Annotated in this window: 25 protein-coding genes; 11 read left to right on the top strand and 14 right to left on the bottom strand. The window is 37.6% G+C overall.

The annotated features are described in order from the left end of the window. Positions 1–62: 62 nt before the first annotated feature. Positions 63–710 (bottom strand): hypothetical protein, encoded by a 648-nt coding sequence (locus J576_RS18315; RefSeq protein ID WP_002052271.1) that lies wholly within the window; start codon positions 708–710, stop codon positions 63–65. A gap of 251 nt (positions 711–961) precedes the next feature. Here J576_RS18315 and J576_RS18310 point away from each other — a divergent pair, with 251 nt between their 5' ends. Next, positions 962–1,216: a PspC domain-containing protein gene (locus J576_RS18310; protein ID WP_002052345.1), complete on the top strand. Its 255-nt coding sequence runs from the start codon at positions 962–964 to the stop codon at positions 1,214–1,216. A 69-nt stretch (positions 1,217–1,285) separates the two neighbouring features. Here J576_RS18310 and J576_RS18305 read toward each other — a convergent pair whose 3' ends face one another. The 4 genes from J576_RS18305 to J576_RS18290 form a co-directional block, all read right to left on the bottom strand. Next, positions 1,286–2,386 carry an HPP family protein gene (locus J576_RS18305; RefSeq protein WP_002052280.1) on the bottom strand — a complete coding sequence of 367 codons (1,101 nt, stop codon included), beginning with the start codon at positions 2,384–2,386 and terminating at the stop codon, positions 1,286–1,288. A 132-nt stretch (positions 2,387–2,518) separates the two neighbouring features. After that, a complete protein-coding gene (locus J576_RS18300; RefSeq protein ID WP_002052292.1) occupies positions 2,519–3,316 on the bottom strand; it encodes a TIGR03915 family putative DNA repair protein in 798 nt (265 codons plus the stop codon). Positions 3,317–3,319: 3 nt separating this feature from the next. After that, the gene (locus J576_RS18295) at positions 3,320–4,582 is read right to left on the bottom strand and encodes a putative DNA modification/repair radical SAM protein (RefSeq protein ID WP_002052302.1); all 1,263 of its coding nucleotides are present in this window, start codon (positions 4,580–4,582) and stop codon (positions 3,320–3,322) included. Positions 4,583–4,691: 109 nt separating this feature from the next. Beyond that, positions 4,692–5,108: a lysozyme inhibitor LprI family protein gene (locus tag J576_RS18290; protein WP_002052267.1), complete on the bottom strand. Its 417-nt coding sequence runs from the start codon at positions 5,106–5,108 to the stop codon at positions 4,692–4,694. 29 nt (positions 5,109–5,137) lie between these two features. Between J576_RS18290 and J576_RS18285 the strand changes: the two genes are divergently transcribed. From J576_RS18285 to J576_RS18265, 5 genes are all read left to right on the top strand, one after another. Beyond that, the gene (locus J576_RS18285; RefSeq protein WP_002052351.1) at positions 5,138–5,563 is read left to right on the top strand and encodes a hypothetical protein; all 426 of its coding nucleotides are present in this window, start codon (positions 5,138–5,140) and stop codon (positions 5,561–5,563) included. Positions 5,564–5,652: 89 nt separating this feature from the next. Then, positions 5,653–6,630, top strand: coding sequence for a glycine--tRNA ligase subunit alpha (gene glyQ / locus J576_RS18280; RefSeq protein ID WP_000085212.1), 978 nt, complete (start codon positions 5,653–5,655; stop codon positions 6,628–6,630). Beyond that, a complete protein-coding gene (gene glyS / locus J576_RS18275; RefSeq protein ID WP_002052269.1) occupies positions 6,630–8,699 on the top strand; it encodes a glycine--tRNA ligase subunit beta in 2,070 nt (689 codons plus the stop codon). The genes glyQ and glyS overlap by 1 nt, the downstream gene beginning before the upstream one ends. 259 nt (positions 8,700–8,958) lie before the next feature. Continuing rightward, entirely contained in the window at positions 8,959–9,456 is a 498-nt protein-coding gene (locus J576_RS20505; RefSeq protein ID WP_353743512.1) for a DUF4760 domain-containing protein, read from the top strand. A 165-nt stretch (positions 9,457–9,621) separates the two neighbouring features. Further along, positions 9,622–11,277, top strand: coding sequence for a P-loop ATPase, Sll1717 family (locus J576_RS18265; protein ID WP_000164668.1), 1,656 nt, complete (start codon positions 9,622–9,624; stop codon positions 11,275–11,277). A 42-nt stretch (positions 11,278–11,319) separates the two neighbouring features. Here J576_RS18265 and J576_RS18260 read toward each other — a convergent pair whose 3' ends face one another. Next, positions 11,320–11,604, bottom strand: coding sequence for a YciI family protein (locus J576_RS18260; RefSeq protein ID WP_002052305.1), 285 nt, complete (start codon positions 11,602–11,604; stop codon positions 11,320–11,322). Positions 11,605–11,892: 288 nt separating this feature from the next. Between J576_RS18260 and J576_RS18255 the strand changes: the two genes are divergently transcribed. Then, positions 11,893–12,342: a hypothetical protein gene (locus tag J576_RS18255; RefSeq protein ID WP_025467952.1), complete on the top strand. Its 450-nt coding sequence runs from the start codon at positions 11,893–11,895 to the stop codon at positions 12,340–12,342. A gap of 160 nt (positions 12,343–12,502) precedes the next feature. Here J576_RS18255 and J576_RS18250 read toward each other — a convergent pair whose 3' ends face one another. Then, positions 12,503–13,390, bottom strand: a complete 888-nt coding sequence (locus tag J576_RS18250; protein ID WP_002052324.1) for a DMT family transporter — start codon at positions 13,388–13,390, stop codon at positions 12,503–12,505. 108 nt (positions 13,391–13,498) lie between these two features. Here J576_RS18250 and J576_RS18245 point away from each other — a divergent pair, with 108 nt between their 5' ends. The 3 genes from J576_RS18245 (at position 13,499) to J576_RS18235 (ending at position 15,448) form a co-directional block, all read left to right on the top strand. Beyond that, on the top strand, positions 13,499–14,365 hold the full coding sequence (locus J576_RS18245; RefSeq protein ID WP_002052312.1) for a LysR family transcriptional regulator: 867 nt from the start codon (positions 13,499–13,501) through the stop codon (positions 14,363–14,365). A gap of 145 nt (positions 14,366–14,510) precedes the next feature. Beyond that, entirely contained in the window at positions 14,511–14,930 is a 420-nt protein-coding gene (locus J576_RS18240) for a hypothetical protein (protein ID WP_002052287.1), read from the top strand. An 86-nt stretch (positions 14,931–15,016) separates the two neighbouring features. Further along, complete coding sequence (locus J576_RS18235; protein WP_002052277.1) at positions 15,017–15,448, top strand: hypothetical protein; 432 nt, start codon at positions 15,017–15,019, stop codon at positions 15,446–15,448. A 99-nt stretch (positions 15,449–15,547) separates the two neighbouring features. On the opposite strand, the gene J576_RS18230 is transcribed toward J576_RS18235, so the two are convergent. Further along, the gene (locus J576_RS18230; RefSeq protein WP_002052268.1) at positions 15,548–16,879 is read right to left on the bottom strand and encodes a S8 family peptidase; all 1,332 of its coding nucleotides are present in this window, start codon (positions 16,877–16,879) and stop codon (positions 15,548–15,550) included. A 36-nt stretch (positions 16,880–16,915) separates the two neighbouring features. Next, positions 16,916–17,224 carry a hypothetical protein gene (locus J576_RS18225; RefSeq protein WP_031951244.1) on the bottom strand — a complete coding sequence of 103 codons (309 nt, stop codon included), beginning with the start codon at positions 17,222–17,224 and terminating at the stop codon, positions 16,916–16,918. Between the two features lie 583 nt (positions 17,225–17,807). Between J576_RS18225 and J576_RS18220 the strand changes: the two genes are divergently transcribed. After that, complete coding sequence (locus tag J576_RS18220) at positions 17,808–18,542, top strand: hypothetical protein (RefSeq protein ID WP_002052282.1); 735 nt, start codon at positions 17,808–17,810, stop codon at positions 18,540–18,542. A 55-nt stretch (positions 18,543–18,597) separates the two neighbouring features. Here the strand turns inward: J576_RS18220 and astE are convergent, their stop codons facing one another. The 5 genes from astE to J576_RS18195 form a co-directional block, all read right to left on the bottom strand. Beyond that, on the bottom strand, positions 18,598–19,575 hold the full coding sequence (astE, locus tag J576_RS18215) for a succinylglutamate desuccinylase (protein ID WP_002052323.1): 978 nt from the start codon (positions 19,573–19,575) through the stop codon (positions 18,598–18,600). 12 nt (positions 19,576–19,587) lie between these two features. Continuing rightward, positions 19,588–20,931 (bottom strand): N-succinylarginine dihydrolase, encoded by a 1,344-nt coding sequence (gene astB / locus J576_RS18210; RefSeq protein WP_002052272.1) that lies wholly within the window; start codon positions 20,929–20,931, stop codon positions 19,588–19,590. A 17-nt stretch (positions 20,932–20,948) separates the two neighbouring features. Further along, the gene (gene astD, locus J576_RS18205) at positions 20,949–22,418 is read right to left on the bottom strand and encodes a succinylglutamate-semialdehyde dehydrogenase (protein WP_002052313.1); all 1,470 of its coding nucleotides are present in this window, start codon (positions 22,416–22,418) and stop codon (positions 20,949–20,951) included. Next, the gene (gene astA, locus J576_RS18200; protein WP_002052326.1) at positions 22,418–23,449 is read right to left on the bottom strand and encodes an arginine N-succinyltransferase; all 1,032 of its coding nucleotides are present in this window, start codon (positions 23,447–23,449) and stop codon (positions 22,418–22,420) included. The genes astD and astA overlap by 1 nt, the downstream gene beginning before the upstream one ends. An 18-nt stretch (positions 23,450–23,467) precedes the next feature. Beyond that, positions 23,468–24,640 (bottom strand): aspartate aminotransferase family protein (locus J576_RS18195; protein WP_212750205.1); only part of this gene is annotated, 1,173 nt, incomplete at its 5' end.

The raw sequence follows: 24,640 nt of genomic DNA, 5'->3' as shown, positions 1-24,640 counted from the left end.
AGTAGTAAAATAAAAAAGAGCGCAATTAATATTGCGCTCTTTTTTATTGAATTAAAATAACTTTATTCTTTATTAAGTACATAAGCTTTTGTAGGAACAAAATAGTTTTGTTCTAAAAACTCACGATTTTTACCATAATCGCTATAGAACAGTTTTTCTAAATTTACGATTAATTTCTGTTTCGAAATAATATTAAAGTAGAAGTTAACATCTGATGTTGGACACTGAATCTTTAACTCATGAGCAGCAGAATCAACTTTCCACTTTAATGAAGGACATAATCGATTGATGACTGCACTTTTTGCACCATCTTTATTACTGATTCGCCCAAAATGAACAACGTTCCAATACGCAGTGCCATCAGGTAATAAGTTTAAAATATATTCCGCTTCACCTGTTTCACAATCGGCAAAATTATCTTCACATGAAATACGGGTATGATAGCGACCTGCATATTGTTGATCTGATTCAGATATTTTAGATGTCTGATCTGGTGCACCATCGGGTAAAAAAGTTCGCCCTGCTGCATCATCCAACGTTTTAACTGCAGTCGTACTTTTAACTAGACTATTATCATATTTAGAAGTCGTTGCTAACGCTGAGTGATCCTTAGAATCGGCATGATTTGCATCACAGGCACTCAGCGCCATACATAAGATGGCTGCCAAACCTAAATGTTTAATTAAAAGACCAGACCACTTCAAAGACATATACATCATTCACATACAACAGCAATGTGACTGTTCAAATTATGATTTAAGAACACTACCATTACTGCTACAAACACTTTTAGCCCCGAAAGGGTGCATTTTAGTAGATGTTGCTTTCATTCATTTAAATCATTTACATATTTTAACTATTTTTAATTTTATCGGACTTTAATTAGTTAATTTTGTCGCCATATTTCTATTAACCAAGGGAAATAACAAACCTTGTCATTTATATATTTGAGGAGAACTACATGACCAATTCTGGTTTATATCGCTCGAACCGACAAAGCATGATCGCCGGTGTAATGGGCGGTATTGCTGAACGTTTTGGTTGGAACGCAAATTTATTACGCATTATTTTCGTATTGGTCTCGGTAATGAGTGCGGCTTTCCCAGGAATTTTAGTCTACTTGGTTTTATGGTTAGTTATTCCGAAAAGACAGCCTGAACAAGTCCAAGGTTATCAACAACCTGTTCGTACTGTACGAGAAGAACAAATACATTAAATCACTTAGTTTATTTTGGTCGCTACGGTTGCATCCCCTAATCAACCGTAGCTTTTTTTATACTTAAAATTATAGTTTTCGATTTAACTGCTGTTGTAAAGCCGCGATCATATCTGCACGGCTAATGATTCCTATCAGTTTTCGCTCTTCAACAACAGGAATATAGTTAAATGACTTCTCAACAAAGTAAGGTACAAGATCTTGAATAGGCTGAGTTGGTAGTACAGTAACTACTCGACGACTCATAATTTGCTTTACATAATGTTGCCATGAGTTTCTTGGATCGGCTGCCCCTTTAAACCACTCCACAACTTCATATAGCGCTAAAGTTCCTACCAAATGGTTTTCTGCATTGACCACAGGTAAGCTCATCAAGTTCACTTGTTTAAATTTATCTAATGCCTGATGAATATCATCATCTTCATGTAGTTTAATCACATCACGGCTCATAATATCCTGACAGGCATATTGGTTCACCATGCGTTCATTGGCATGTTCTTGCGCTTCTAAAATGATTTTTTCTAAATCGTACTGACTAATATCTAATAGTTCAGTGTGATGCTCTAATGCATATTCAATATCTTTTGGCTGAATTGAGACTTTTTGAGTTGGCGTTGGGTCTTTACTGCGTTCATTTAAGTGTGCAGTAACCGGATAATGCCGCCCAATCAGTCTATTAAAAAAGATGGCGAAACCGAGTAGAAGTAATGAGTTGAGCAGAACTGGGTAGAAAACAAAATAGAAACCTAATTTGTGAATAGCCGCACCACCCAACACAGCCGTAATCGCAACTGCACCACTCGGTGGGTGCAAAGAGTCAGTGGTCATCATTAAAAATATAGCAAGCCCTACAGCCACACTAAAAGCCGTAGTTAAATCCGGAATGTACTGTGCACAGGCTACGCCAATAATGGCGGCTAAGGTATTACCAACAATAACATTCCAAGGCTGAGCCAGCGGACTGGTCGACACAGCAAATAAGAGAACTGAGGAAGCTCCCATAGGTGCAATGTACCATGCATTAATTCCACCTAAAACATACCAGCTAATTAAGGAAGAAATTGCTAAACCGCATAGCGCTCCAACGCCACAAAGCAACCGTTCTTTTAGTGGTAAAACCTTAAAATTCGGTTTTAAAATCTGTAACCATTCTGGCTGTATAACACTCACAGTACACCTTAGGGGATATGCCGTTATTTATAACGGACAAAAGTATACGCCCAAAGCCACATAAAGTGCATTTAAATTATATCTTTCAATTATCAGAAAACCTGTTGAATATATCCTTACTATTTAAAAATTTTAATATTCCATCAATTTTTCATTTAAATAACGCCAATAACGTTTCGGCAAATATTGCACATGGAGCTTTATATTCTGGCGTTCTGTAATATTTACGCTCTTAAAATAATCTTTCCAAAGCTGATCATACAAAACTTCTTGCTCATCTAACTCAAGCTGAAAGCTTTGACTCATTCCATTTTTTAAATTACGGTCAACGTCCGAGGCTTCGAGCGAAACTTCATGTATTTCCCGTAAATCATAATAAATTCCAAACTTACGTTGCTCATCATAAATCAACCAACGCTGATCTTGATAACGTCGTTTAAAATGCGGTTGAATGAGTGGTAAAACATTAAAATCAGGACGAACCAGACTTAAAAAAAGCTCATCTTTAGTTTTCTTAAAACGAATAAAAGCCTCCATCCGATGCTTCTCTCGCCCGACCTTTTTCGTCCACTGTGCAATTGCCAGAACACTAGGATTTGAATAATCTTTTTCTATGGAAACATGGCTAGTAAACACATAAATACAGTAATTAAATAAATGCTGATAGGCATCTAAAGATTCGGATAAATAAGCAAAATAAAATTGTTTTAACGAAGAAGATGAAAGCTTTTTTTGTAGCGCAGCCCATACACGTTCAGCATGTTGCTCATTATTTGCAACCTCAATTTTATCGGAAAATAAACCATGTTGAGCTGCATCATTCAGACAGAGCCTGATCTGTAATTCTTTAAATTGAAATGCACGAAAAACACAGCTTAGCAGCCCAACCATTGAACCATCAAAATAGTAAGCAACTTCCTCATTAAACATGGTCTAAAACCCAAGGCTTAATTGTGGCGAGAGTTGCTGCACATATTTCGAAGATCCCTGCGTCAAAATCTGCTGCCGAATAAAACTTGAAGACAATTCTTTTTGGAATTTTGGACTGTCTTCACAGCGAATAAAGAATTTAGCACGCTGATAGGCCACACCGAGTTTTTTAAGTAAATCGGTATGGATTTTGCCAAAACGGCGTGCTTGCACAATTTTCTTGGCCGATTTCACCCCAATACCCGGTACACGTAAAATCATTTGATAATCTGCACGATTTAAATCTACCGGAAACTGCTCGGGATGCCTTAAGGCCCAGCTTAATTTTGGGTCTACATCAAGATCCAAATTTGGGTGTTTTTCATTAACAATTTCATTGACTTCAAAACCATAGAAACGCATCAACCAATCACTTTGATAAAGTCTGTTTTCACGAAGTAACGGCGGTGCAGAACCAACAGCAGGCAAGTAATTATTTTCGGTATTAATTGGGATATAACCCGAATAATAGACGCGTTTGAGTTTAAATTCTTTATAGTGCTTGTCTGCCATGAACAAGACATCTTGATCTGACTCTTGATGCGCTCCTACCACCATTTGGGTGGTCTGCCCTGCTGGTACATATTTCGGCACATGCTTAATAACTTGTCGTTCATCTTTCAGTTGAATGAGTCTGTCACGAACCAAACCTAAATCTTTTTGTACTTCCTCATGTGATTTTTCTGGCGCAAAAGTTTTGAGTCCCATCTCTGTCGGCATTTCTAAATTAATACTCATCCGGTCAGCATATAAACCTGCTTCATGAATCAGTTCAGGCGATGCGCCCGGAATTGTTTTTAGGTGAATATAACCATTAAAGTTTTCTTCAAGACGCAACTTTTTAACCACTTGGAGCATGCGCTCCATCGTGTGATCGGCCGATTTAAAAATGCCGGAGCTTAAAAATAACCCTTCAATATAATTACGACGGTAAAAATTAATGGTTAAATCGACGACCTCTTGTACCGTAAATGCGGCACGTTGAACGTCATTAGAACGACGTGAAACACAATAGGCGCAGTCAAAAATACATACATTACTAAACAGAATTTTTAAGAGAGACACACAACGACCATCTTCAGTATAGCTATGGCAAATACCCGAATGACTGGCATCCCCCAAACCTTTATTTTTGTTTTTACGATCACTGCCACTTGATGAACAAGACACATCATATTTAGCAGCATCAGCAAGAATCTGTAGTTTTTCCCGAATGCGATCAGACATATCAAACGACTCATTTATGGCATCGTTTAGAAAATATCATGTCGCATTCTTAAATTTAATCTAGGGAAGTACGCTCAGCGTCATGAGGTGACGTTTAAAATAATTTGTCTTAATTAACGTATTCTTCAAGCTGCTTTACACGCTTTTCATACTCTTGCATTGGGCAATATGAATACATCGGTGAGCCGATATATGAACCTGCATTATTACATTCCTGATCTACATAGGCTTTCCAGAGTCGCTGAGATTTTAAAATATCTTGGTAACGTTCTGGCTGTTTGTATTCTTCGCTTTGTGCACGAATTTGATCAATCAGAGCAACAATTTTTTCTTCATAAGTCTTTTTAGCTTGTTCAGAACAGCTATACACGACCATATTATTAATGCTTTCAAGCTTCATTTCTTTAATGGTCTGGTCTACACATTGATTGTATTCATCTTGCTCATCAGTTTCGGTTTGCGCGTAAAGCCACGGGCTACAGAAAAGGCTGGAGAAAACAATAAGTTTGCAGCAAAATTTCAACATAACTTCTTCTCAGTTCTATAATTTTTAATATGCTTCAATATAATAAAAAAACGATTATTCATGCACTTGCGCTTGCACCCCTACCATTGCTGAGTTTATCTGCCTTAGGGGTCATGACATTAAATGCTGAGTTTAACCTTTATTCGATTGGAGTTATTTTACTAACCCATTTCTTATTTTATTTACTTTTTTATGGCCTTCTAGTTATTCCTTTCGCATATATCATTTCCTATTTTCTGGCCCGTAAAAGTCGTTTAAATCTGATGAGTATTTTCATCAGCGGAACTGCGATCTGGATTTTAATTAGCCCTATTGCACATTTGTTTTTTGTCGGGTCATTCCCGTCTCCTTGGTGGAATATTTATAAGATTTACAGTTTTTATCTCATGATTTTATTTACCGGCTTTTGCTACTGGTTAAGCTTGAAATGGCTAAGCCGAAAACAAATAGGCTAATCACGTATTCATTTGATTAAGCCTTTGCCACTCCCCTACAAAATCCTTATACTTAGTGGCAATTTTTCTCATAAATTCGTGGATGCTACATGAGTCGCGCCATCTCGCACATTGATACATTTCAGGGTTTAATTCTTGCCCTACAAAACTATTGGGCCGAACAAGGCTGCGTCGTACTACAACCTTACGACATGGAAATGGGCGCTGGAACATTCCACACCGCAACATTCTTACGTGCTTTAGGGCCTGAAACTTGGAATGCTGCGTACGTTCAACCTTCACGTCGTCCAAAAGATGGCCGCTACGGTGAAAACCCGAACCGTTTGCAACACTACTATCAGTTCCAAGTGGTACTTAAGCCAAACCCTGATAACATCCAGCAACTTTATCTTGATTCTTTAAAAGCAATCGGGATTGATACGCTTACTCACGACATTCGTTTCGTAGAAGACAACTGGGAATCTCCAACTCTCGGTGCTTGGGGCCTAGGTTGGGAAGTCTGGCTTAACGGTATGGAAGTAACTCAGTTCACTTACTTCCAACAAGTCGGTGGCGTTGAGTGTTATCCGGTAACAGGCGAAATCACTTACGGTTTAGAACGTCTTGCGATGTACCTACAAGGTGTAGACTCGGTTTATGACCTTGTTTGGACCAAAGGCCAATTCGGCACGGTAACTTACGGCGACGTATTCCATCAAAATGAAGTTGAGCAATCGACTTATAACTTTGAATACGCTCCAGTTGATAAACTATTTGAACTATTTGATTTCTACGAGTCAGAAGCAAACCGTTTAATGGAAGCTAAACTTCCACTTCCAGCTTATGAGCAAGTGGTTAAAGCGTCTCATACCTTTAACCTGCTTGATGCACGTGGTGCAATTTCTGTGACTGAGCGTCAGCGTTACATTTTACGTGTACGTACTTTGGCGCGCGCAATTGCACAAAGTTATGTACAAGCGCGTGCAGAACTTGGCTTCCCAATGGCAGAACCGCATTTACGTGATGAAGTATTGGCACAGCTAAAAGCACAAGCTGAAAGTGAAGCAGCAAAGGCGGAGAAAAACTAATGAGCAAACATACTGTTTTATTCGAACTTGGCTGTGAAGAGCTTCCACCAAAAAGCTTAAAAACATTACGTGATGCATTACAGGCAGAAACGGTAAAAGGCTTAAATGATGCAGGCTTAAACTTCGCATCTGTTGAAGCTTATGCTGCTCCACGTCGTTTAGCGCTTAAAATTGTAGATGTAGATGCTGCGCAAGCGGATACACAAAAACGTTTTGACGGCCCTGCTGTTCAAGCAGCTTACGATGCAGAAGGCAAACCGACTAAAGCACTTGAAGGCTTTATGCGTGGTCAAGGCATTACTGCTGATCAGCTTTCTACTTTCCAAGCAGGTAAAGTTGAAAAAGTTTGCTATTTAAAAGATGTGAAAGGTCAAAGCCTTGACGCTTTACTTCCACAGATTTTACAAACTGCATTAGACAATTTACCAATTGCTAAGCGCATGCGTTCTGCTGCAAGCCGTACCGAATTTGTACGTCCAGTGAAATGGGTTGTCTTACTCAAAGATGACCAAATTGTTGACGCGACTATTCAAGATCATAAAGCTGGCAATGTGACTTATGGTCACCGTTTCCATGCACCTGAAGCTGTAACTTTAGCGCATGCAAATGACTACTTGGCTGCTTTAGAAAAAGCTTACGTTGTTGTGAACTTTGAAAAGCGTCAGGCAACCATTCAAGAACAAGTGAAAAAGCTAGCTGATGAAGTGAACGCAACTGCGATTGTTCCAGCAGACTTACTTGATGAAGTAACAAGCCTCGTTGAATGGCCTGTAGCTTTACGTGCAACTTTTGAAGAGCGCTACTTAGCTGTTCCTCAAGAAGCTCTTATTACGACAATGCAAGACAACCAGAAGTATTTCTGTTTGATCAATGCAGAAGGTAAATTACAACCTTACTTCATTACTGTTTCAAACATTGAGTCTAAAGACCCAACTCAAATTATTGAAGGTAACGAAAAAGTTGTTCGCCCTCGTTTGTCTGATGCTGAGTTCTTCTTTTTACAAGATCAAAAGCAACCGCTTGCATCTCGTAAAGAAAAACTAGCAAACATGGTATTCCAAGCACAGCTTGGTACGCTTTGGGACAAATCAACACGTATTGCAAAACTTGCTGTTGCATTATCATCAATCACTGGTGCAAACCCAGCCGATGCTGAAAAAGCTGCATTACTTGCTAAATGTGACTTAACCTCTGAGCTTGTTGGTGAATTCCCAGAACTTCAAGGTATTGCGGGTACTTACTACGCGCGTATTGAAGGTGAAAACACTGAAGTTTCTGAAGCTTTAGGTGAGCAATATTTACCAAAATTTGCGGGTGATGTTTTACCTAAAACCAAAACAGGTACAACCATTGCCCTTGCTGACCGTTTAGATACGCTGGTTGGTATTTTCGGTATTGGACAAGCACCTACAGGTTCTAAAGACCCGTTTGCTCTTCGTCGTTCAGCAATTGGTATCTTACGTTTAATCATTGAAAATGAATTAGATGTAACTATTGAGGAGTTAGTGAATCTTGCGCTTCAAGGTTATGGCGATATCATTAAAGACCACGACAAAACTCGTGCTGATGCGGTTGCATTCTTGGAAGGTCGTTATCGTGCTAAGTACGAAGACCAAGGCGTTGCTGTTGACGTACTTCAAGCAGTTCAAGCTCTTGCACCAAAATCTCCACTTGATTTTGACAAGCGTGTAAATGCAGTTAACCACTTCCGCACATTACCTGAAGCTGCTGCACTTGCTGCTGCAAATAAACGTGTTGCTAACATTCTTGCGAAAGAAGCAGCCCCAGAAGGTTCTGTAGTTGAAGCAAACTTGGTTGAAGATGCTGAAAAAGCATTATTTGCTGAGCTTCAAGCAGTGACTCCTGTAGTTGAACCATTACTTGCAGCAAAAGACTACACGGCTGCCCTTTCTAAGCTTGCAGCACTTCGCGCGCCGATTGATGCATTCTTTGATGGTGTAATGGTAATGGCAGATGATGCTGACCTGAAAGCAAACCGTTTACGTTTATTGGCTCAGTTACGTCACTTGTTTACTGCTGTTGCTGATGTGAGTGTGTTGCAGGGTTAAGTATTTATAATACTTGATCTTTTAAATGAACCCCGCTATAAGTTTAGTGGGGTTTTTAAATATATATAATATGAAATTTTTAATACTACATTCTATTTTACTTGTTATACCTTATTTTCTGGTTTGGTTTGCTTTTTACTTATTCCAAGATAGAACCTTTTTTGTACGCCCAAAAAGTTATTACCATTTAGATCAAATGATAGCTTTTACCTTAATAACAATTCTCCTTTTTTTTATATGAAATTCCTTCTTTTTTGAAATTAAGTTTCTTGGTTTAAAAATTGCAAAAAGTTCTCTTTTATTTGATGATAAATTTATAACGTTTTTAGGAGTAGTTTTTGCTGTAATTGGATGGCTATATGCTGGTAGGTTCCAATTTATATCCACTATAAAAAGTCATTCAATTCAAGCATTAATGAATTCTAGATTATCAGATAGCTATACTGAAAAATTCGATAGCATTACAAAAGCGGTTGAAAGATTAAAGAAAACTCAAAATAACAAAGACTGTCTTACTGAATTTGATAATTTGAATACTCAAGAGAAATTAGATCTTAGATATGTACTTAACTTTTATGAATATATTTCTATTGGTATAAGAAATAATGAATTTGATGAATTTCTTCTAAAACAGATGATGAGAAGTCAACTTATTAATACTTTTATCTATTTTGAGAAGTATATTGAAGATATCCAAAAAGAACAGCCCACTGCATTAATTAACTTAATACAATTAGCAATACGTTGGAAAAAGTAAAAGATATAGATTTCTTTTAAAAGTTAACTATTTTTTTATTTATTAGCTCAGTTGCATAACCAGTTTGCTGATGTGAGTGTATTACATAGTTAAGTATTTATAATACTTGATCTTTAAAATAAACCCCGTTATATATTTAGTGGGGTTTATTACTAAATAGCTAAAATGACAAAAAATATTACATTTGCAAAAGATTTAAGAATAGGTGAGCTTGATGCAGAAGCTGATAGCAAACTACTAGATTCTTGTTTTATAGATAATGGCTATCTTGAACAATTAATCGATGTTAAAAATCCTAAATCGATCATTCTAGGGAGAACAGGTTCAGGGAAAAGTGCCTTACTATACAAATTAGAAAAGTCAGTTTCTAAATGTAAGCGCTTAGACCCTCACGACATCTCCATAAAATTCTTAGAACACTCTGATATTATTAATTTTTTTGAAAATTTAGATATAAAATTAGATCTATTTTATAGAATGTTATGGAGACATATTATTATTCTTGAGTTATTAAAATTAAGATATGATTTCAATAATAGTTTCTCATCTCAAAGTTCAATTTTTAGGAATTTTTTAGATTGGTTTAAAGATAATAATGAAAAAAAAGCATATGAATATTTTCAGCAATGGGGAGATAAATTTTGGTTAGAAACAGATGAACAGCTTAAACAAATCACTAGCAAATTAGAAAGTGAGACAAAGGCCTCTTTAGGAGCGAATAGCCAAATTATCAAGGCTGGAGCCGAAGGTCTTTCTAGATATTCTGAAGAACAGATTACAGATATAAAAAGAAAAGCCAATCAAGTTATAGATGGTTCTCAACTAGCCAATTTAAATCATATATTAGATACTTTAAATGAATCAGCCTTTAATGACCCACAAAAGAAATTTTACTTAATAATTGATCAGCTTGATGAAGACTGGGCAAACACATCAACTAGATGTAGGTTCATCCGAGCACTTATTGAGGAAATTAAGTCATTCAGAAAACTAGCACAAATAAAAATTGTTATAGCTTTAAGAAAAGATTTACTACAATTAGTTTTTGATAAAACTCGAGACTCAGGATTTCAAGAAGAAAAATATGAGTCATATATATTAGATATATTATGGCAACCTTCCGACTTGAGGAATCTAGTTGAAAAAAGAATTAATCAAGTCTTTAAATTCCAATATACAAATGGGAATATTACATTTGATGATTTATTTCCATCCCCTCGAAAGAAGGGTGGCCAATTAGCCTTTGACTTTCTAATCGAACGTACTTTACGCAGACCAAGGGATATACTGCAATTCGTAAATACTTGTTTCCAAAAATCTTCCGATAATAAAATTTCATGGCGTGCCCTCCTCGCCGCTGAAGCCATATATTCAAGTAAACGCTTAAATTCACTTTCTGAAGAATGGTCTCAGATTTATCCTTCTTTCTTAGATATAATTGAAATACTTAGAGGCAAAACAGCTAATATTTCACGTTCAACTTTAGCGGGAGAATCTTTACAAGAGGTCATACTCACTTTATATGAATATAATGAAACAGATACTTGTATTGAAATCTGCAAAAAAATTATGGAGCCAAAATCTACAATAAAGGAAAGTGAGATAATTTCTCAGCTCCTCGTAGCATTATATAAAACTGGTACTATTGGAATTAAAATTAGCAGTTTAGAAACCTTTATATGGTCCTATATAGATCAACCGAATATCACAATAGGAGAAGCTAAAAGAGCTACTTCAATAAAAATACATAAAATGCTCCATAGAGCTTTAGATATTGTTCTGGAACAAACGGATATCTACTCGAATGAAGATTACATTTAAAAAAATAAAGGGATCTTTTATAGATCCCTTTATTTTTTTGAGTTAAACAAAGTCTTTAATTTCTTCTAAACTTTTCGATGGCTCAAACCACATAAAATCATAATCGGCCACATCATGAATATAGAACGGATCATTTTTCATAATCTCCTCAGCTTCTTGAATCGAAGAGCTTAGAACTAAAATTACCCCACCTACTCTATTTTCTCGACGCCCTGATGCCAGAAACTTCTTTTGCTCATAATAATGATCTAAAAAAGCAATATGCTCTTTGAGTACAGCATCAACTTCGGTCAATGGTTTTTTATAGGTCAAGGTAACAACAATCATCTCATTCTCTTAAAGTAAGCAGCACATGACACAACATTAATCTATAGATAGTTTAATAATCTATAGATTATTCGATGGTACGCCTATTCCTCCAATTCATCCATACCAAAATTCCTATAATAATTACCCCTCAATAAGATAATAACTAGAGTTTCTTTATTCTTTTATTACACTACCTAATACAATTCCTCTACCCACATAAGTCATTATAATAATTTGATATTTTTTAAGAAAATCGTTATAAGTCTGCAGAGTTTATCAATTAATATCATCTAGAGTTATAAATAAATGAAGAAGAATATTCTACTACTTGTTATTTCTATCTTATCAGTTGGCCAAATGGGCTGTTCGATAAATCCTCATCGGATCACTTTACCTAACACTACAAATGCACCTGCTATAGAAAAGATTAATGTAGTGGGAATGTCTCGAAATGAATTTCTAAATAAATTCCATCCACCTGTAGTAAGTAGACTCGTTGGGGATAAAAGAGTAGATACGATCACTTCATATAAAATTAATAATAAACCCAAAGCATATGGAGTGGCTTTATATAATGGTTTAATAGCGAATACAATCGTGTCGTCAATACATAGTGTAATGCCGAGTAAATTACCGCTCGATTCCGTGGACGAAACTCTATTAATCCCAGACTCAGTAATTGGCAGAGAGAAAGTAGTCATTGCAATTACATATAATTCTTCTGACTATATTGAGAAAGTAGAAAGAATAGAATGATTTCATTACTGGTATTTTTGAGTTCTATCTAACTTTTTACCCTGCAGTAATTAGGCTCTAAGATACAACTATCGAGATTTGCTGATTTAAATGATCATTTTTTTAATAAAATTAATACTCTCATCTTAAATCAGCGCTCAAGAATTAAAATATTAAATTACTACCTTTTCCAATTCATCCACACCAAACTCCCCACAATAATTACCCCACCTAGCAGCACCATCATTGATGGTTTTTCATTTAAGAAAACAACGGCCAAACTCATTGCGACAATAGGCGAACAATACAAAAAATTCGATGCAATCGTTAACGGCATATTTTTAAGTACATATCCCCAAAGTACATAAGCCATCGCACTTGGGAAAATACCCAATAAGACAACCGATATATTGGCTTGCCAAGTAGCATGTAAAATTTCATTCGGTAAATGGGCACTATAAAATAGTAAAGGAATGGTTCCGAACCAGATGATGTAGCACATCATGCTCAAGGCATCATAATTTAAGGCAAATTTTTTATATAAATTAAAATAAAGCCCCCATGCAATTGCAGCTAAAACAATCAATAAACTATAGGGGCTCGGCACACCAAAACCATGATCTCCACTAACCACCAACACGGCGCCACAAAGGCCCAGCAAAATACACAACCACTGTTTGAAACGAATTTTTTCTTTAAAAAGTAAAGCTGAAATAATAAAAGTGAATAGCGGAATAGATTGACTCAAAATACTAGATGCAACCGCAGTCACATACTGCTGCCCGGTATTTATAAGTAAGTGATGCAGCGTTACAGAGAAAAAACCTAATACAGCAAGCGCAGGAACATCTTTCCAATTTAAAGGCTGAATTCCTTTTTTCATGACCAAAAGCAGTAAAAAAACAGATGCAATCAAAAAACGGAGCAAGGCAATATGCTGCGGTGTATATGAATGCAAGGCACTATGTACACCAATCGGTGAATACCCCCAACAAAAGACAGTAATAGCAATACATAAGTAAAGCTTAAAAGCTGGAGGCTGGGTTTCCGCAGCAAGAGAAATTGCCATGTTAAATCTACACTAATGAAATGGAACTCTTTCATCATATGCACATAGATAGTTGAATAAAATTAACTTATATTGAGTCAAATATTCATTAAAAGTGAATGATTAAATATGGATATTACCCAGTTAAAAATGTTTCAGACCGTGGTTGAATGCGGGACCATGGTTAAAGCATCACTACAACTACATTGCGTACCCTCCAATATCACTACACGCATTAAGCAGCTTGAAGAAGAACTCGGCGCACCATTGTTTTATCGTGAAGGGAAAGCTTTAAAACTCACCCCATCAGGAGAAATCTTCCTTAGCTATTGCCATAAAATTTTAGCGCTATGCGATGAGGCGAAACGAAGTATTCATCCAGATGCACCTCCCTCTGGCCCGCTCAAAATTGGAGCTATTGAATCTTCTGCTACAACTCGCCTACCCAACTTACTTGCAAAATATCATCAACGCTACCCTGAGGTTTCTATTCAAATTATTACTGGCACATGGAAACAGTTATTAGTTGATATTTCTCAGCACAAACTTGATGGTGCAATTGTCGCAGGTAATATTGAGTTTCCAATGCTGAATAAACTCAGTATTTACCAAGAAGACATGGTCTTGATTGCATCTCACTCTTTGGGTGAAATTCATTGCCAAGAAGATCTGATTGGTAAAGAAATTTTTATGTGGACTGAAGGCTGCCCTTACCGTGCAGCTTTAGAAGAATGGCTTAAACTCAAGAATATTTCACTTCCCATCACCAGCATTACCAGTTATGCCACGATTATTGGTTGTGTGAGTGCAGGTTCTGGTGTGGCTTTAGTCCCTAAGAGTATTTATGAGCAATATAAAAATTTAGCGCATATTCAAAGCTATAAGTTTGAACATCTTGCCTTTATGCAAAATCACTTTTTCTGGCATAAAAACGTGAGCAACCATAAAGCAAGAGATACGTTTATAGAACTTATTAAGTCTGAATTTTATTTATAAGTCTCAGAAGAGTAAGTCAATTGCTGTTAAATGATGAATTCTCGTAATTAAATCGTATGGGTTTTATCACATGCCTGCACAAGATTTATTTTTAACAGTAAGATCAGCACTTCAACTTTTAAAGTAATTGGGGAGATTGATCCAAATGAAAACCTTACAAGTGTTATGCGTTGCAAGCTCTATACTGGCCTCATCAACCCTTTTTGCTGAAACAACACAGACACAACAAGTAAATGAAGTAGCACCTAAGACGCAACCTTATGGTGACAATCCAAGTTTAGGACGTGTTCTATTATATAAAACAGGAAAAGGCATACAAAATTTAGGAGATTCTATTCAAGGTGCTTCCGAAAACACTTCACAAAAAATTAGTGAAAAATGGCAAAGTACTAAAGAATTTACAGCTGAAAAAGCAGAGGTAGTTCAACAAAAAGCAGATACAGCGAAAGTCTTTACTGAACAGAAAATAGAACAAGCCAAACAAAATATTACTAGTAGCCGAAATGGCCAAAACATACCAATTGAACAAGGCGAGTTAAGCAAATCTAGCACGACGACCAATTAAGATTGAGTTTGAATAGCGCGATCATTTCGCGCTTTTTAAAAAATATAGACATTTAAAAATACTACAAAGAGCGAGGAATGTGCCTTATGAATAGTCAAAAACTTCTCTTTTCAACACTCTGCTGTGTAGCACTAACTGCTTGTGCAACCACAAAATCCGTTTCTTCTTATTCTCAGGCTCAAGTTTTAGAACAAGATACTAATATTGAAGCTTATCCCACCACGACAGGTAATGTAGCCAAACTCATTAAACACGATAAACAAGCTTGTATGATTGAATTTACGGGTTATTTAGGTGGTGGCCGAGTCACTGAGCACTGGATTTTTAACAATAAAGGGTTAATTTCAGCTCAATCATTTACGGAGCAATATCCAGATTCTTCTGGCATATTAAGTCAAGCCATCAACTCAACAACGAAAAGTTCAACCACTTTTAATATCCAAGATCCCGCAATTCAAAATAATTTTAAAAAGCTACAGAGCAATTTTAGTAAAGCCAATTTAGCGAAGTGTGATTAAAAAACTCCCATAAAAAAACTCGTTGCAGAAGTAATCTTTTGCAACGAGCCCTAGCCATTTAAATTTCTTGGACCTAATAAGAAATTATAAATATGCTCTTTAGTTAACGGTTAAACCATTGGTTGCCGCCAGTAAATCAATACGTGGGAAAACCAAACCTGTTCTTGAATCTGTAATAGGTTTACCCGTGGTTTTTAAACGATTAATGGTCTGATCAATAGTTTCAGTTGGTGTAACACTGTTTGCTCTTAATAATGCAATTGCGCCAGCCACATGTGGCGTGGCTTGAGAAGTACCTCCCATAGTATAACCACCCGCAGTAATCATTGCCCCTGGTGCCAATAAAGTCACAAGACTGCCCCCGTTACTAAAACATGCCACCTTGTCCGCTGCCGTGGTTGGGTCAGAACATTTCACTGGGTTCCCCCATGAAACACCACCAATATTACTATCATATACAGCACCTACTCTTACCGCTCCAGCAACACAAGCAGGTGAAGAAATACCATCAGGAAATGCATCGTTACCTGATGCAACTACTGGTACTACCCCAGCAGCTCGCGCATTTGCGAACGCCGTTGCATAACTACTATTACTACATTCAGATTTGTATTTAACACCAGGAACACCAAGGCTTAAATTGATCGCTTTAATATTGTATGTTTTAGCGTTATTTACTGCCCAGTTAATCCCTGCAAGGATATCGCTATCATAGGCTGAACCTGACCGAAAAACGTCTATTCCAATAATTTTTGTTTTGGTGGCAACTTTAGACACAATCGCTGAAACATTACTACCATGACCATTATCGTCAAGTGAGCCATCATCTGGGGCACTATCAAATGCATAAACGACATGGCACGTACTTGAAGGTGAATTAACTGCTGTACAACCAAAATCCGAATGTAAGTAATTTACCCCCGTATCAAGCACAGCCACACTAGAACCAGTTCCATTAAAGCCTTTGGTATTAGCTTGAGGCTGGTTAATTAAAGGCAAACTTTCCATGGTTGTCGCCTGATTAATCCGGTTTGGATATACAGCCTTAACGTTCGGATCATTAAGCAAATCAACCAAAGCTTCTTTATTACTAATTCGGTAAAAAGCTATAGGTAAATTATTGTAGTCCCGAAGTACTTGTACCCCTACACCACGATTAAACCTTGACTGGATATTCTTTTTATTTGCAGCAATATAATTTCTTCGCTCCAAACCTGTAGCCACACTTTCCGAAGGAATATTGTATTCAACAATAAGATCATTAGATTCATTGGTAACCAAAGCATCTAAGTTAATTTTACCCTGAAATACTTTTTGTTTTGCTGCTTGATTTAACTGCTGTTTGGCACCTTTAGCGTCCAAAGGAACAGCGGATGCAGTTGTACTTAAGATCGTACATAGACCTAATAGAAATAACGTTTTACTTTGCATTATTTTTCTCCGTAGTTTTTTCAACTAACAATTTACTTATTTCGCTTTTATTTCATTTGCTGGATCTTTTTCTGGATCAATCGGTTGAATCGAAGGATCACTTTTTGTGTCATAAAAAGGAACAGTATCTTCTGATACGGGTTTGGGTTGAGTTGAATTTAAAGATAAGTTTTTAGGTTGAGCAGGCTCCTTAAGTTTAGAAAGTAAAGATGAAGTGTCTGGTTGTGATGAATTCGGCTTGTTTAAAGCAGAATTGAACACCTCAGATGCACCATTTGTTGGCTTAAAATAGAGAACAACGGCGACTAAGCCGACCAATATGAAAAGGGAAGCAATAATTTTCATCATTTAAGATCTCTGTTATTTTGTTTATAGACATCTATATTTATTTTTGATTATTCGAAATAAAGCGCTATTTCTTAAGATATATTTCATGTGAAATTTCTATTTCATAAAATATATAAACATGAGAAAAACAAAATCATCTTTTCCCGAATAAGCAAAAATACAGTTCTGCCCTTTACGTTTATATTTCTGGCAGAATATGGTTCAAAAAAGCGCCAAAAAGCACCTTATTCTCATAATAAGCAATAACTATGCAGTTATCTCGAATAAAAAATGAAAAAAGAATCATCTTTATAGATATAGAAAAATGGTCATGTTAAATATTTTTGGGTATTTTTATTTTAGAAAAGAAAAAGACGAAAAGTATTTTGCTCGTTTTTAAATCATAAAATATCGGTATCTATTTCACTTTATTATTAATATTTTCTTTTCTCCACAATTTCTCTCTAATGTGTTGAATGACTGTAATGCTGTTGTAACGTTTTGATTAAGGTGATTCCCAAGCGAATCAAGCCTTAGATATGATGCGATTGCGTTTATGAAATACCTCACTAAAAGGGTATATTCTTTGAAGGATATCGCAATGAAAATGATGAAAACAGCTATCGTGACTGCAAGCGTTCTTGCCTCTGCTTCTATTTTTGCACAAAGTGCGGGCATTAATGCGGACGCTTCTGCTCAAGTAAATGTACAACCGGGTGGACTTGTTAGTGGCGTAACAAATACAGTTAAAAATACTGCACATACTGTAGGTAGCACTGCAAAACATGCTGGTCATGTAGCTGCTAACACTACGGTTAAAGCAACTAAAAAAACAACAGGAAAAGTAGCTGAACTTTCTTCTGATGCTGTAACAGGCACTAAACATTTTGCTACTGAAGCAGCAACAGGGACAAAAAATTTAGCGACTAAAGCTGCAACAGGTACTAAAAACTTAGCAGTTGAAGCTAAAGCTGATACAAAAGCACATCTTGATGCAGTAAAAACCAAAGTTGCTGAAAAACAGGCTGAACAAAAAGAATTTAGCGCTGAAAAACAAGCTGATGCTCAAGCACGTGTAGATGCAGTTAAAGCTCGCGTAGCTCAAAATCAAGCAGAGCAAAAAGAATTTGTTGCGGGTACTAAAGCTGATGCTCAAGCACAATTAAATGCAGCTCAACCAGCTCATGCAGTCAACGCTCAAACAGGCGTAAATGTTGGTGTTAATGTTGCTCCGGTTGGAATCAGTGCAAATGCAAACGTAAATGCAGGGGCTCAAGGCTCTACACAAAAAACTGAAAAGAAATCTTTCGTTAAAGGCCTTTTCGGCACTAACTAATTAAAGTTAGCAATAAAAAAGGGCGACTCATCGCCCTTTTTTATTTATCTAAAAATTATGAGTGTGTTTCGGTTAAAACCAAACCTGCACGTAAACCAATCTTCACATTTGGGTTTGGAAATAAAATCCAGACCTGATCTTGTTCAACTACATAGTTACCAGAAGGCTGTATCGCAATGATTTCGCCTTTGGTAAATGTTGAAAAGTTCGGAGCCTCAGCCGATAAGTTCATTTGGAAATCCTCATCTTTTTTAATTAAAGAATCAGACACCTGAAACACTCGAATTTTTGTTTTATTTCTTAACGGTAAAGCTTGTTCAGAAACGACATTGCGAATAACTTCATCAATTGCGGCAAACTGGCTCAAGTCATTTTGTCCAAATGGCAAAGCTTTGCCTAACTCCAAAGTTGCACTCGCAGCTTTAAAGCTTTCACTTGTAAAATGTGTAAATGTTTTACCCGCAGTCCTGTGATAAACCAAAGCATCTAAGTCAGCAGCTTCAAGGCTTGCTGTCAAATCAGCATCATAGTCATGCGTTTGATAAGGTAATAGAGCAAAGGTTGGTAATAATGAAGCACGAATTGCTGTATGTAAATCATAGTGATAGCGCTTAGCATTACTCGCACTTTCTTGAAAGAAAGTAGCAACTGCCTGCTCTAAAACCTCAGCTCGCTTAGATTCCTCTGTTACAGGTAAATTTTTATACCCACCACAGAACATACGGTTTACATCGTCATGTACATAACGCTTGCCTTGACGCATCGCATAGGGATTACCCAATACAAGCAATAATCTCACCGCAAGCTTTAAACGCCCGGCAAATAAATCGGTGCAAAGATGAGATAGCAATTCAATTGGTGCCGTTTCATTCCCATGTACTCCAGCTGACAGTACGACAGCTTTGTCGTACTGCTTATGTGGTGTACATTCAAGAAGCCCCTCACCTAACCAACGCCAAGAAAAATTATCTTGTTTTCCCTCGCGCGTTGCAGGCAGCTCACCTTGTAAGGTTAATGCTAGAAAATCTTGCATGTCACCTCCTCATTATTTTTGGAAAGGATAAACCGAACCTAAACCTAAAATTTTAGTCAGTTCATCAAGCGCCATACGGCTTTCCATGAGTAGGTGCGGATCTGCCAAATCTTCTTGAGCTAAACGATCACGATAATGTTTATCTACCCACTGATTAAGCGTCATAAACAATTGATCATTCATAAGAACTTTTGGATTTACAGCATTTAATTCAGTTTCATTTAATGCCACTCGTAAACGTAAACAAGCTGGACCGCCACCATTACGCATACTTTCACGTAGGTCATACACTTGAATTGCATCAATTGGTGTACCCATTTGAATCATATCGTTCAAATAGCTCCATACCGCAGCATTTTGGCGAGACTCTTCTGGTACAACAATGGTCATGCCGCCATCTGGACGAGTCAAAATCTGGCTATTAAACAAATAAGTAGCAACAGCATCGTCTACAGTAACGCGGTTTTCAGGCACTTCAATCGAAATAAAGTCTTCACCGATACTTGCCATTTTTTGACGAATTTCAGCAAATGCCTGATCTTGATTTAAGAAAGCATGTTGATGGTGAAATAAAACCTGTTGGTTACTTACCGCAATCACATCGTTATGGAAAACACCCTGATCAATCACATCTGGGTTTTGTTGAACAAAAACCGTATGTGCATCATCTAAACGGTGCAAACGCGCAATTGCTTCACTTGCCTCACGCGTCTGACGTGCTGGATAACGCTTTGGTCCCGGTAAACCATTATTTAAATGTTGTTGACCATAAACAAAGACCTGAACACCACGCTTAGCATAATCACCACCTAAACGATTGTGATTTGCTGCCCCTTCATCACCAAACAAAGCCACTTGTGGTAAAGCTTCATGGTGTACAAAGTGACGTTCATTTTTAAAGATGGCTTGTAAGACTTGGCTTGTAGTTTCAGCTTCAATTGAACGGTGAAACTTATTGTTCAGATTAGCCGCAGTAAAATGCACGCGCTCATCTTGGCTATCAGCCGAAGGTGAAACTGTCGCAGCATTTGCAGTCCACATTGGAGAAGCTGAACTTAAAGATGACAATAGCTCTGGTGAATAACGCATTGCTTGAGCAACAACACTAATATCATCTCCGGTAAAACCTAAACGGCGTAACATCGGAACATGTGGACGCTCATGCGGAGCAAGTACACCTTGTTTCATTCCCATATCAGCCAAGGCTTTCATTTTTAATAAGCCTTGTTTTGCTGCTAATTTTGGATTCGAGGTATTGTTACGGTTTTTGGTTGATGCTTCATTACCAAAAGACAAACCCGCATAGTGATGTGTTGGCCCCACTAAACCATCAAAATTTACTTCATATCCTTTCATTTTTTCTTTCCCTAGTGTTAAGGCAACACAATCCCTGGAGATAATTTTTCTGGCAACGTCAAGCTTTCACTTTCAAGTGAAGCCATTGGCCAAGCACAGTAGTCAGCAGCATAAAACGCACTTGCACGGTGGTTACCCGAAGCTCCAACACCACCAAATGGCGCAGCACTTGAAGCGCCTGTTAATGGTTTGTTCCAGTTCACAATACCGGCACGCGCTTCAATGAGTAAGTCATCAAATAGTTCACGTTTTGGAGAAACTAATCCAACAGACAAACCAAAACGAGTTGCATTGGCAATTTTTAATGCTTCATCAAAACTGTCATAACGTTGAATGGTGGTAAGCGGACCAAAATATTCTTCATCTGGAATCCCCGCCACACCTGTTACATCAACAATACCTGGAGTAAGTAACGAGCTGTCTTCTTGAGGACGTGTCATTGGCAATAAGCTTTTTGCACCAAGCTCAAGTAGCTTTTGCTGAGCATTCATCATGTTTGTCGCAGCAGCCGATGAAATTACGCCGCCCATAAATGGTTGTTGCTCATCATTCCAACGGCCAACTTTCAGGTTTTTAGCAACCTCAACAAAACGTTGAATAAATGCATCACCTTCAGCACCGTTTTTTACCAAGATACGGCGTGCACATGTACAACGCTGACCTGCCGAAACAAAAGCAGATTGAATAGTGAGGTTAACAACCGCATCAATATTTTCAATTTCATCAATAATCAATGCATTATTGCCGCCCATTTCAAGCGCAAGAATTTTCTCAGGCGCACCTGCCATTTGCTTATGCAAGTGGTAACCAGTGTTTGCACTTCCGGTAAACAATAAACCATCAATTTCATGAGAAGCAGCCAAGGCTTCACCAGTAGTACGGCCACCTTGAACTAAGTTCATTACACCATTTGGCAAACCTGCTTGTTGCCAAAGTTTTACAGTTTCTTCAGCAGTCCAAGGCGTTAATTCACTTGGTTTAAACACAACTGTGTTGCCAGCAAGCAAAGCAGGAACGATATGCCCATTTGGTAAATGGCCAGGGAAGTTATATGGGCCAAAAACAGCAAGTACACCATGTGGACGATGACGTAAAGATGCCACACCATCTGCCATTTCAGTTGAGCTTTCGCCAGTACGTTGATGATAAGCACGAATCGAAATCGCAACTTTGCCAATCATTGACTGAACTTCAGTTAACGTTTCCCAAAAAGGCTTACTGGTTTCTTGACTAATTACTTCAGCTAAATGTTTTTTATTTTCTTCAAGCAGCTTTGCAAACTTTTCTACAATTGCAACGCGCTCTGCAAAAGCTAAACGTGCCCATGCAGGAAATGCTGTACGTGCAGCTTGGCAAGCTTTTTCAACATCTGCAGCTGTAGCTTCAGTACCTGACCATACAGTTTGGTTATCAACTGGGTTTGTTTTTACAAATGTTGTACCGCTGCCTTGTAACCAGACACCGTTTATAAATAAAGAGTTTGACATCAGGATACTTCCATAGGATTTAGTGATAACACACGAACAGCGTGCCCTTCTTGTACACCGAGTTTTTCAGCTTGTTCATGGTTTAAATTTAGAATGTTATCTACGAGATCAAGCTTCATTAACATAGCCCGATAGTCGTGATAGTTATCATTGGCAACAAGGTATTGTGTTTTACCCACTGTAGCTTCATTAGTAATTTTGACAGTTAAAAATTGGCTTTCTTTAACTGCACGCAACTCATCAATATTGGCTTCAATGGTTGGACCTGCATCAAAAATATCGACATATCCTTGATAGCGTAAGCCTTCGGACTCAAGCACATGATAAGCAGGTAAAGTATGTGGATGCATTTTTCCAATCACTTCTTGTGCAGCCTTTGGTAAAAGGTCTACATAGACTGGAAAACGTGGCATAAGTTCCGCAATGAAAACTTTTTGGCCAATTCCACTTAAATAATCTGCTGTGGAGAAATCCATATTAAAGAAATGGTGACCAATCGCATCCCAGAAAGGTGAACAACCATTTTCATCAGAAAAACCACGCATCTCAGCAATAAGTTTTTTCTCAAAATATTGCTTAAATGCTGCGATAAACATAAAACGGATTTTTGATAAGAATTTACCGTTTTGGTTTTCACGACGTTCCGGATCTAAAAATAATGTGCAGAGCTCACTACTTCCCGTTCGATCATTACTTAAAAATAAAGTCGGTAATGCTTTATAGACATTTAATGCTTTTGAAGCATGTACTTGGGTTCCAACATGAAAGTTATACCAAGGTTCGATTAAACCCACAGCAACTTCAATTGCACTCACCCCAATAACACGTTGAGCTTCTGTATCCTCAAGAACAAACAAATAACCCTGTTCGCTCTTATGAACATTACCATTTAAAGTATTGCGAGTACGTGAAATTCGAGCCGAAAGCGTATCCATATTTTGTGGCAAGGAAGTCAGGCCAACACCTGACTTACCTGCTAATTTATAAATATCTTCAAGGTCTCGAAACTCGGCATGACGGACAATCATCATGGCTAGCTTTCCTTTTTTTTATTTAGCCAACTTTGCCAAAGCTCTTTTTAAACGAGCTATCCCTTCATCAATATCTTGTTCAGGAATAATGAGTGAAGGTGTGAAACGAACTACGTTAGGCCCTGCGATCAAAGCAAGTAAACCTTCCTCACCTGCCCATGTGGTAATGTCTTTTGCTTTACCTGCATATTCAGCTTTTAATACGCAACCAATCAATAAACCTTGACCACGAATTTCATCAAAAACTTGATATTCAGCATTTAACGTATTTAATGCATCAAGGAAATATTGATGACGGTGTTTCACGCCTTCAAGTACTTCTGGTGTATTAATAAACTCAAAGACTGCACCTGCAACTGCACTTGCCAGCGGGTTACCGCCATAAGTCGTGCCGTGTGTACCCACTGAAAAATGCGGCGCAAATTTATCAGTTGTTAGCATTGCACCGACAGGGAAACCACCGCCCAATGCTTTTGCAGTAGTAAGCACATCCGGTGTAACACCGTAGTTCATGTAAGCATAAAGTGAACCTGTACGACCGACACCTGTTTGCACTTCATCAAAAATAAGTAAGGCACCGAACTGATCACACAGTTCACGTAAACCTTTTAAAAATTCGATATCAGCAGGAATTACCCCACCCTCACCTTGTACAGGCTCTACAATTACTGCACAGGTTTGCTCATTAATAACTGCTTTAGCCGCTTCTAAATCATTATAAGCAACATGGCTAATGCCGTTTGGAAGTGGTGCAAAGTCTTGTGAATATTTTGGCTGACCACCAGCCGAAACGGTAAATAAAGTACGGCCGTGAAACGCATTGTTAAATGCCACAATACCGCTTTTACCTGAGACACCACTGTCGAGTCCAACTTTACGAGCAAGCTTTAATGCTGCTTCATTTGCTTCTGCACCTGAGTTACAGAAGAATACTTTGTCTGCAAATGTATTTTCAGTGAGTTGTTTAGCAAGACGCAGTACGGGTTCATTGGTATAACCATTGCCGACATGCCAAAGTTTTTTTGCTTGTTCTGTTAACGCATTAACTGCCACTGGATGCGCATGACCTAATGCATTTACTGCAATCCCGCCTGCAAAATCGATATATTCTTTATTTTCTTGATCCCAGATACGTGAACCTTCACCACGTACCGGAATGAAATTTGCCGGTGCAAATACTGGAACCATCCA

Source organism: Acinetobacter sp. 766875 (assembly GCF_000582055.1).
Classification (GTDB): domain Bacteria; phylum Pseudomonadota; class Gammaproteobacteria; order Pseudomonadales; family Moraxellaceae; genus Acinetobacter; species Acinetobacter nosocomialis.
The sequence above is the reverse complement of the archived record's forward strand: the minus strand, read 5'-3'. Positions and strand labels throughout refer to the sequence as shown.

Coding starts and splice junctions, on each gene's coding strand:
- astD (WP_002052313.1), bottom strand. CDS start 22,418: ATGTCAAACTCTTTATTTATAAACGGTGTCTGGTTACAAGGCAGCGGT.
- astE (WP_002052323.1), bottom strand. CDS start 19,575: ATGCAAGATTTTCTAGCATTAACCTTACAAGGTGAGCTGCCTGCAACG.
- J576_RS18315 (WP_002052271.1), bottom strand. CDS start 710: ATGTCTTTGAAGTGGTCTGGTCTTTTAATTAAACATTTAGGTTTGGCA.
- J576_RS18295 (WP_002052302.1), bottom strand. CDS start 4,582: ATGTCTGATCGCATTCGGGAAAAACTACAGATTCTTGCTGATGCTGCT.
- J576_RS18235 (WP_002052277.1), top strand. CDS start 15,017: ATGAATAGTCAAAAACTTCTCTTTTCAACACTCTGCTGTGTAGCACTA.
- J576_RS18290 (WP_002052267.1), bottom strand. CDS start 5,108: ATGTTGAAATTTTGCTGCAAACTTATTGTTTTCTCCAGCCTTTTCTGT.
- J576_RS18285 (WP_002052351.1), top strand. CDS start 5,138: ATGCTTCAATATAATAAAAAAACGATTATTCATGCACTTGCGCTTGCA.
- J576_RS18300 (WP_002052292.1), bottom strand. CDS start 3,316: ATGTTTAATGAGGAAGTTGCTTACTATTTTGATGGTTCAATGGTTGGG.
- J576_RS18250 (WP_002052324.1), bottom strand. CDS start 13,390: ATGGCAATTTCTCTTGCTGCGGAAACCCAGCCTCCAGCTTTTAAGCTT.
- astB (WP_002052272.1), bottom strand. CDS start 20,931: ATGAAAGGATATGAAGTAAATTTTGATGGTTTAGTGGGGCCAACACAT.
- J576_RS18255 (WP_025467952.1), top strand. CDS start 11,893: ATGAAGAAGAATATTCTACTACTTGTTATTTCTATCTTATCAGTTGGC.
- J576_RS18240 (WP_002052287.1), top strand. CDS start 14,511: ATGAAAACCTTACAAGTGTTATGCGTTGCAAGCTCTATACTGGCCTCA.
- J576_RS18260 (WP_002052305.1), bottom strand. CDS start 11,604: ATGATTGTTGTTACCTTGACCTATAAAAAACCATTGACCGAAGTTGAT.
- J576_RS18310 (WP_002052345.1), top strand. CDS start 962: ATGACCAATTCTGGTTTATATCGCTCGAACCGACAAAGCATGATCGCC.
- astA (WP_002052326.1), bottom strand. CDS start 23,449: ATGATGATTGTCCGTCATGCCGAGTTTCGAGACCTTGAAGATATTTAT.
- glyS (WP_002052269.1), top strand. CDS start 6,630: ATGAGCAAACATACTGTTTTATTCGAACTTGGCTGTGAAGAGCTTCCA.
- J576_RS18220 (WP_002052282.1), top strand. CDS start 17,808: ATGAAAATGATGAAAACAGCTATCGTGACTGCAAGCGTTCTTGCCTCT.
- J576_RS18245 (WP_002052312.1), top strand. CDS start 13,499: ATGGATATTACCCAGTTAAAAATGTTTCAGACCGTGGTTGAATGCGGG.
- glyQ (WP_000085212.1), top strand. CDS start 5,653: ATGAGTCGCGCCATCTCGCACATTGATACATTTCAGGGTTTAATTCTT.
- J576_RS18225 (WP_031951244.1), bottom strand. CDS start 17,224: ATGAAAATTATTGCTTCCCTTTTCATATTGGTCGGCTTAGTCGCCGTT.
- J576_RS18265 (WP_000164668.1), top strand. CDS start 9,622: ATGACAAAAAATATTACATTTGCAAAAGATTTAAGAATAGGTGAGCTT.
- J576_RS18230 (WP_002052268.1), bottom strand. CDS start 16,879: ATGCAAAGTAAAACGTTATTTCTATTAGGTCTATGTACGATCTTAAGT.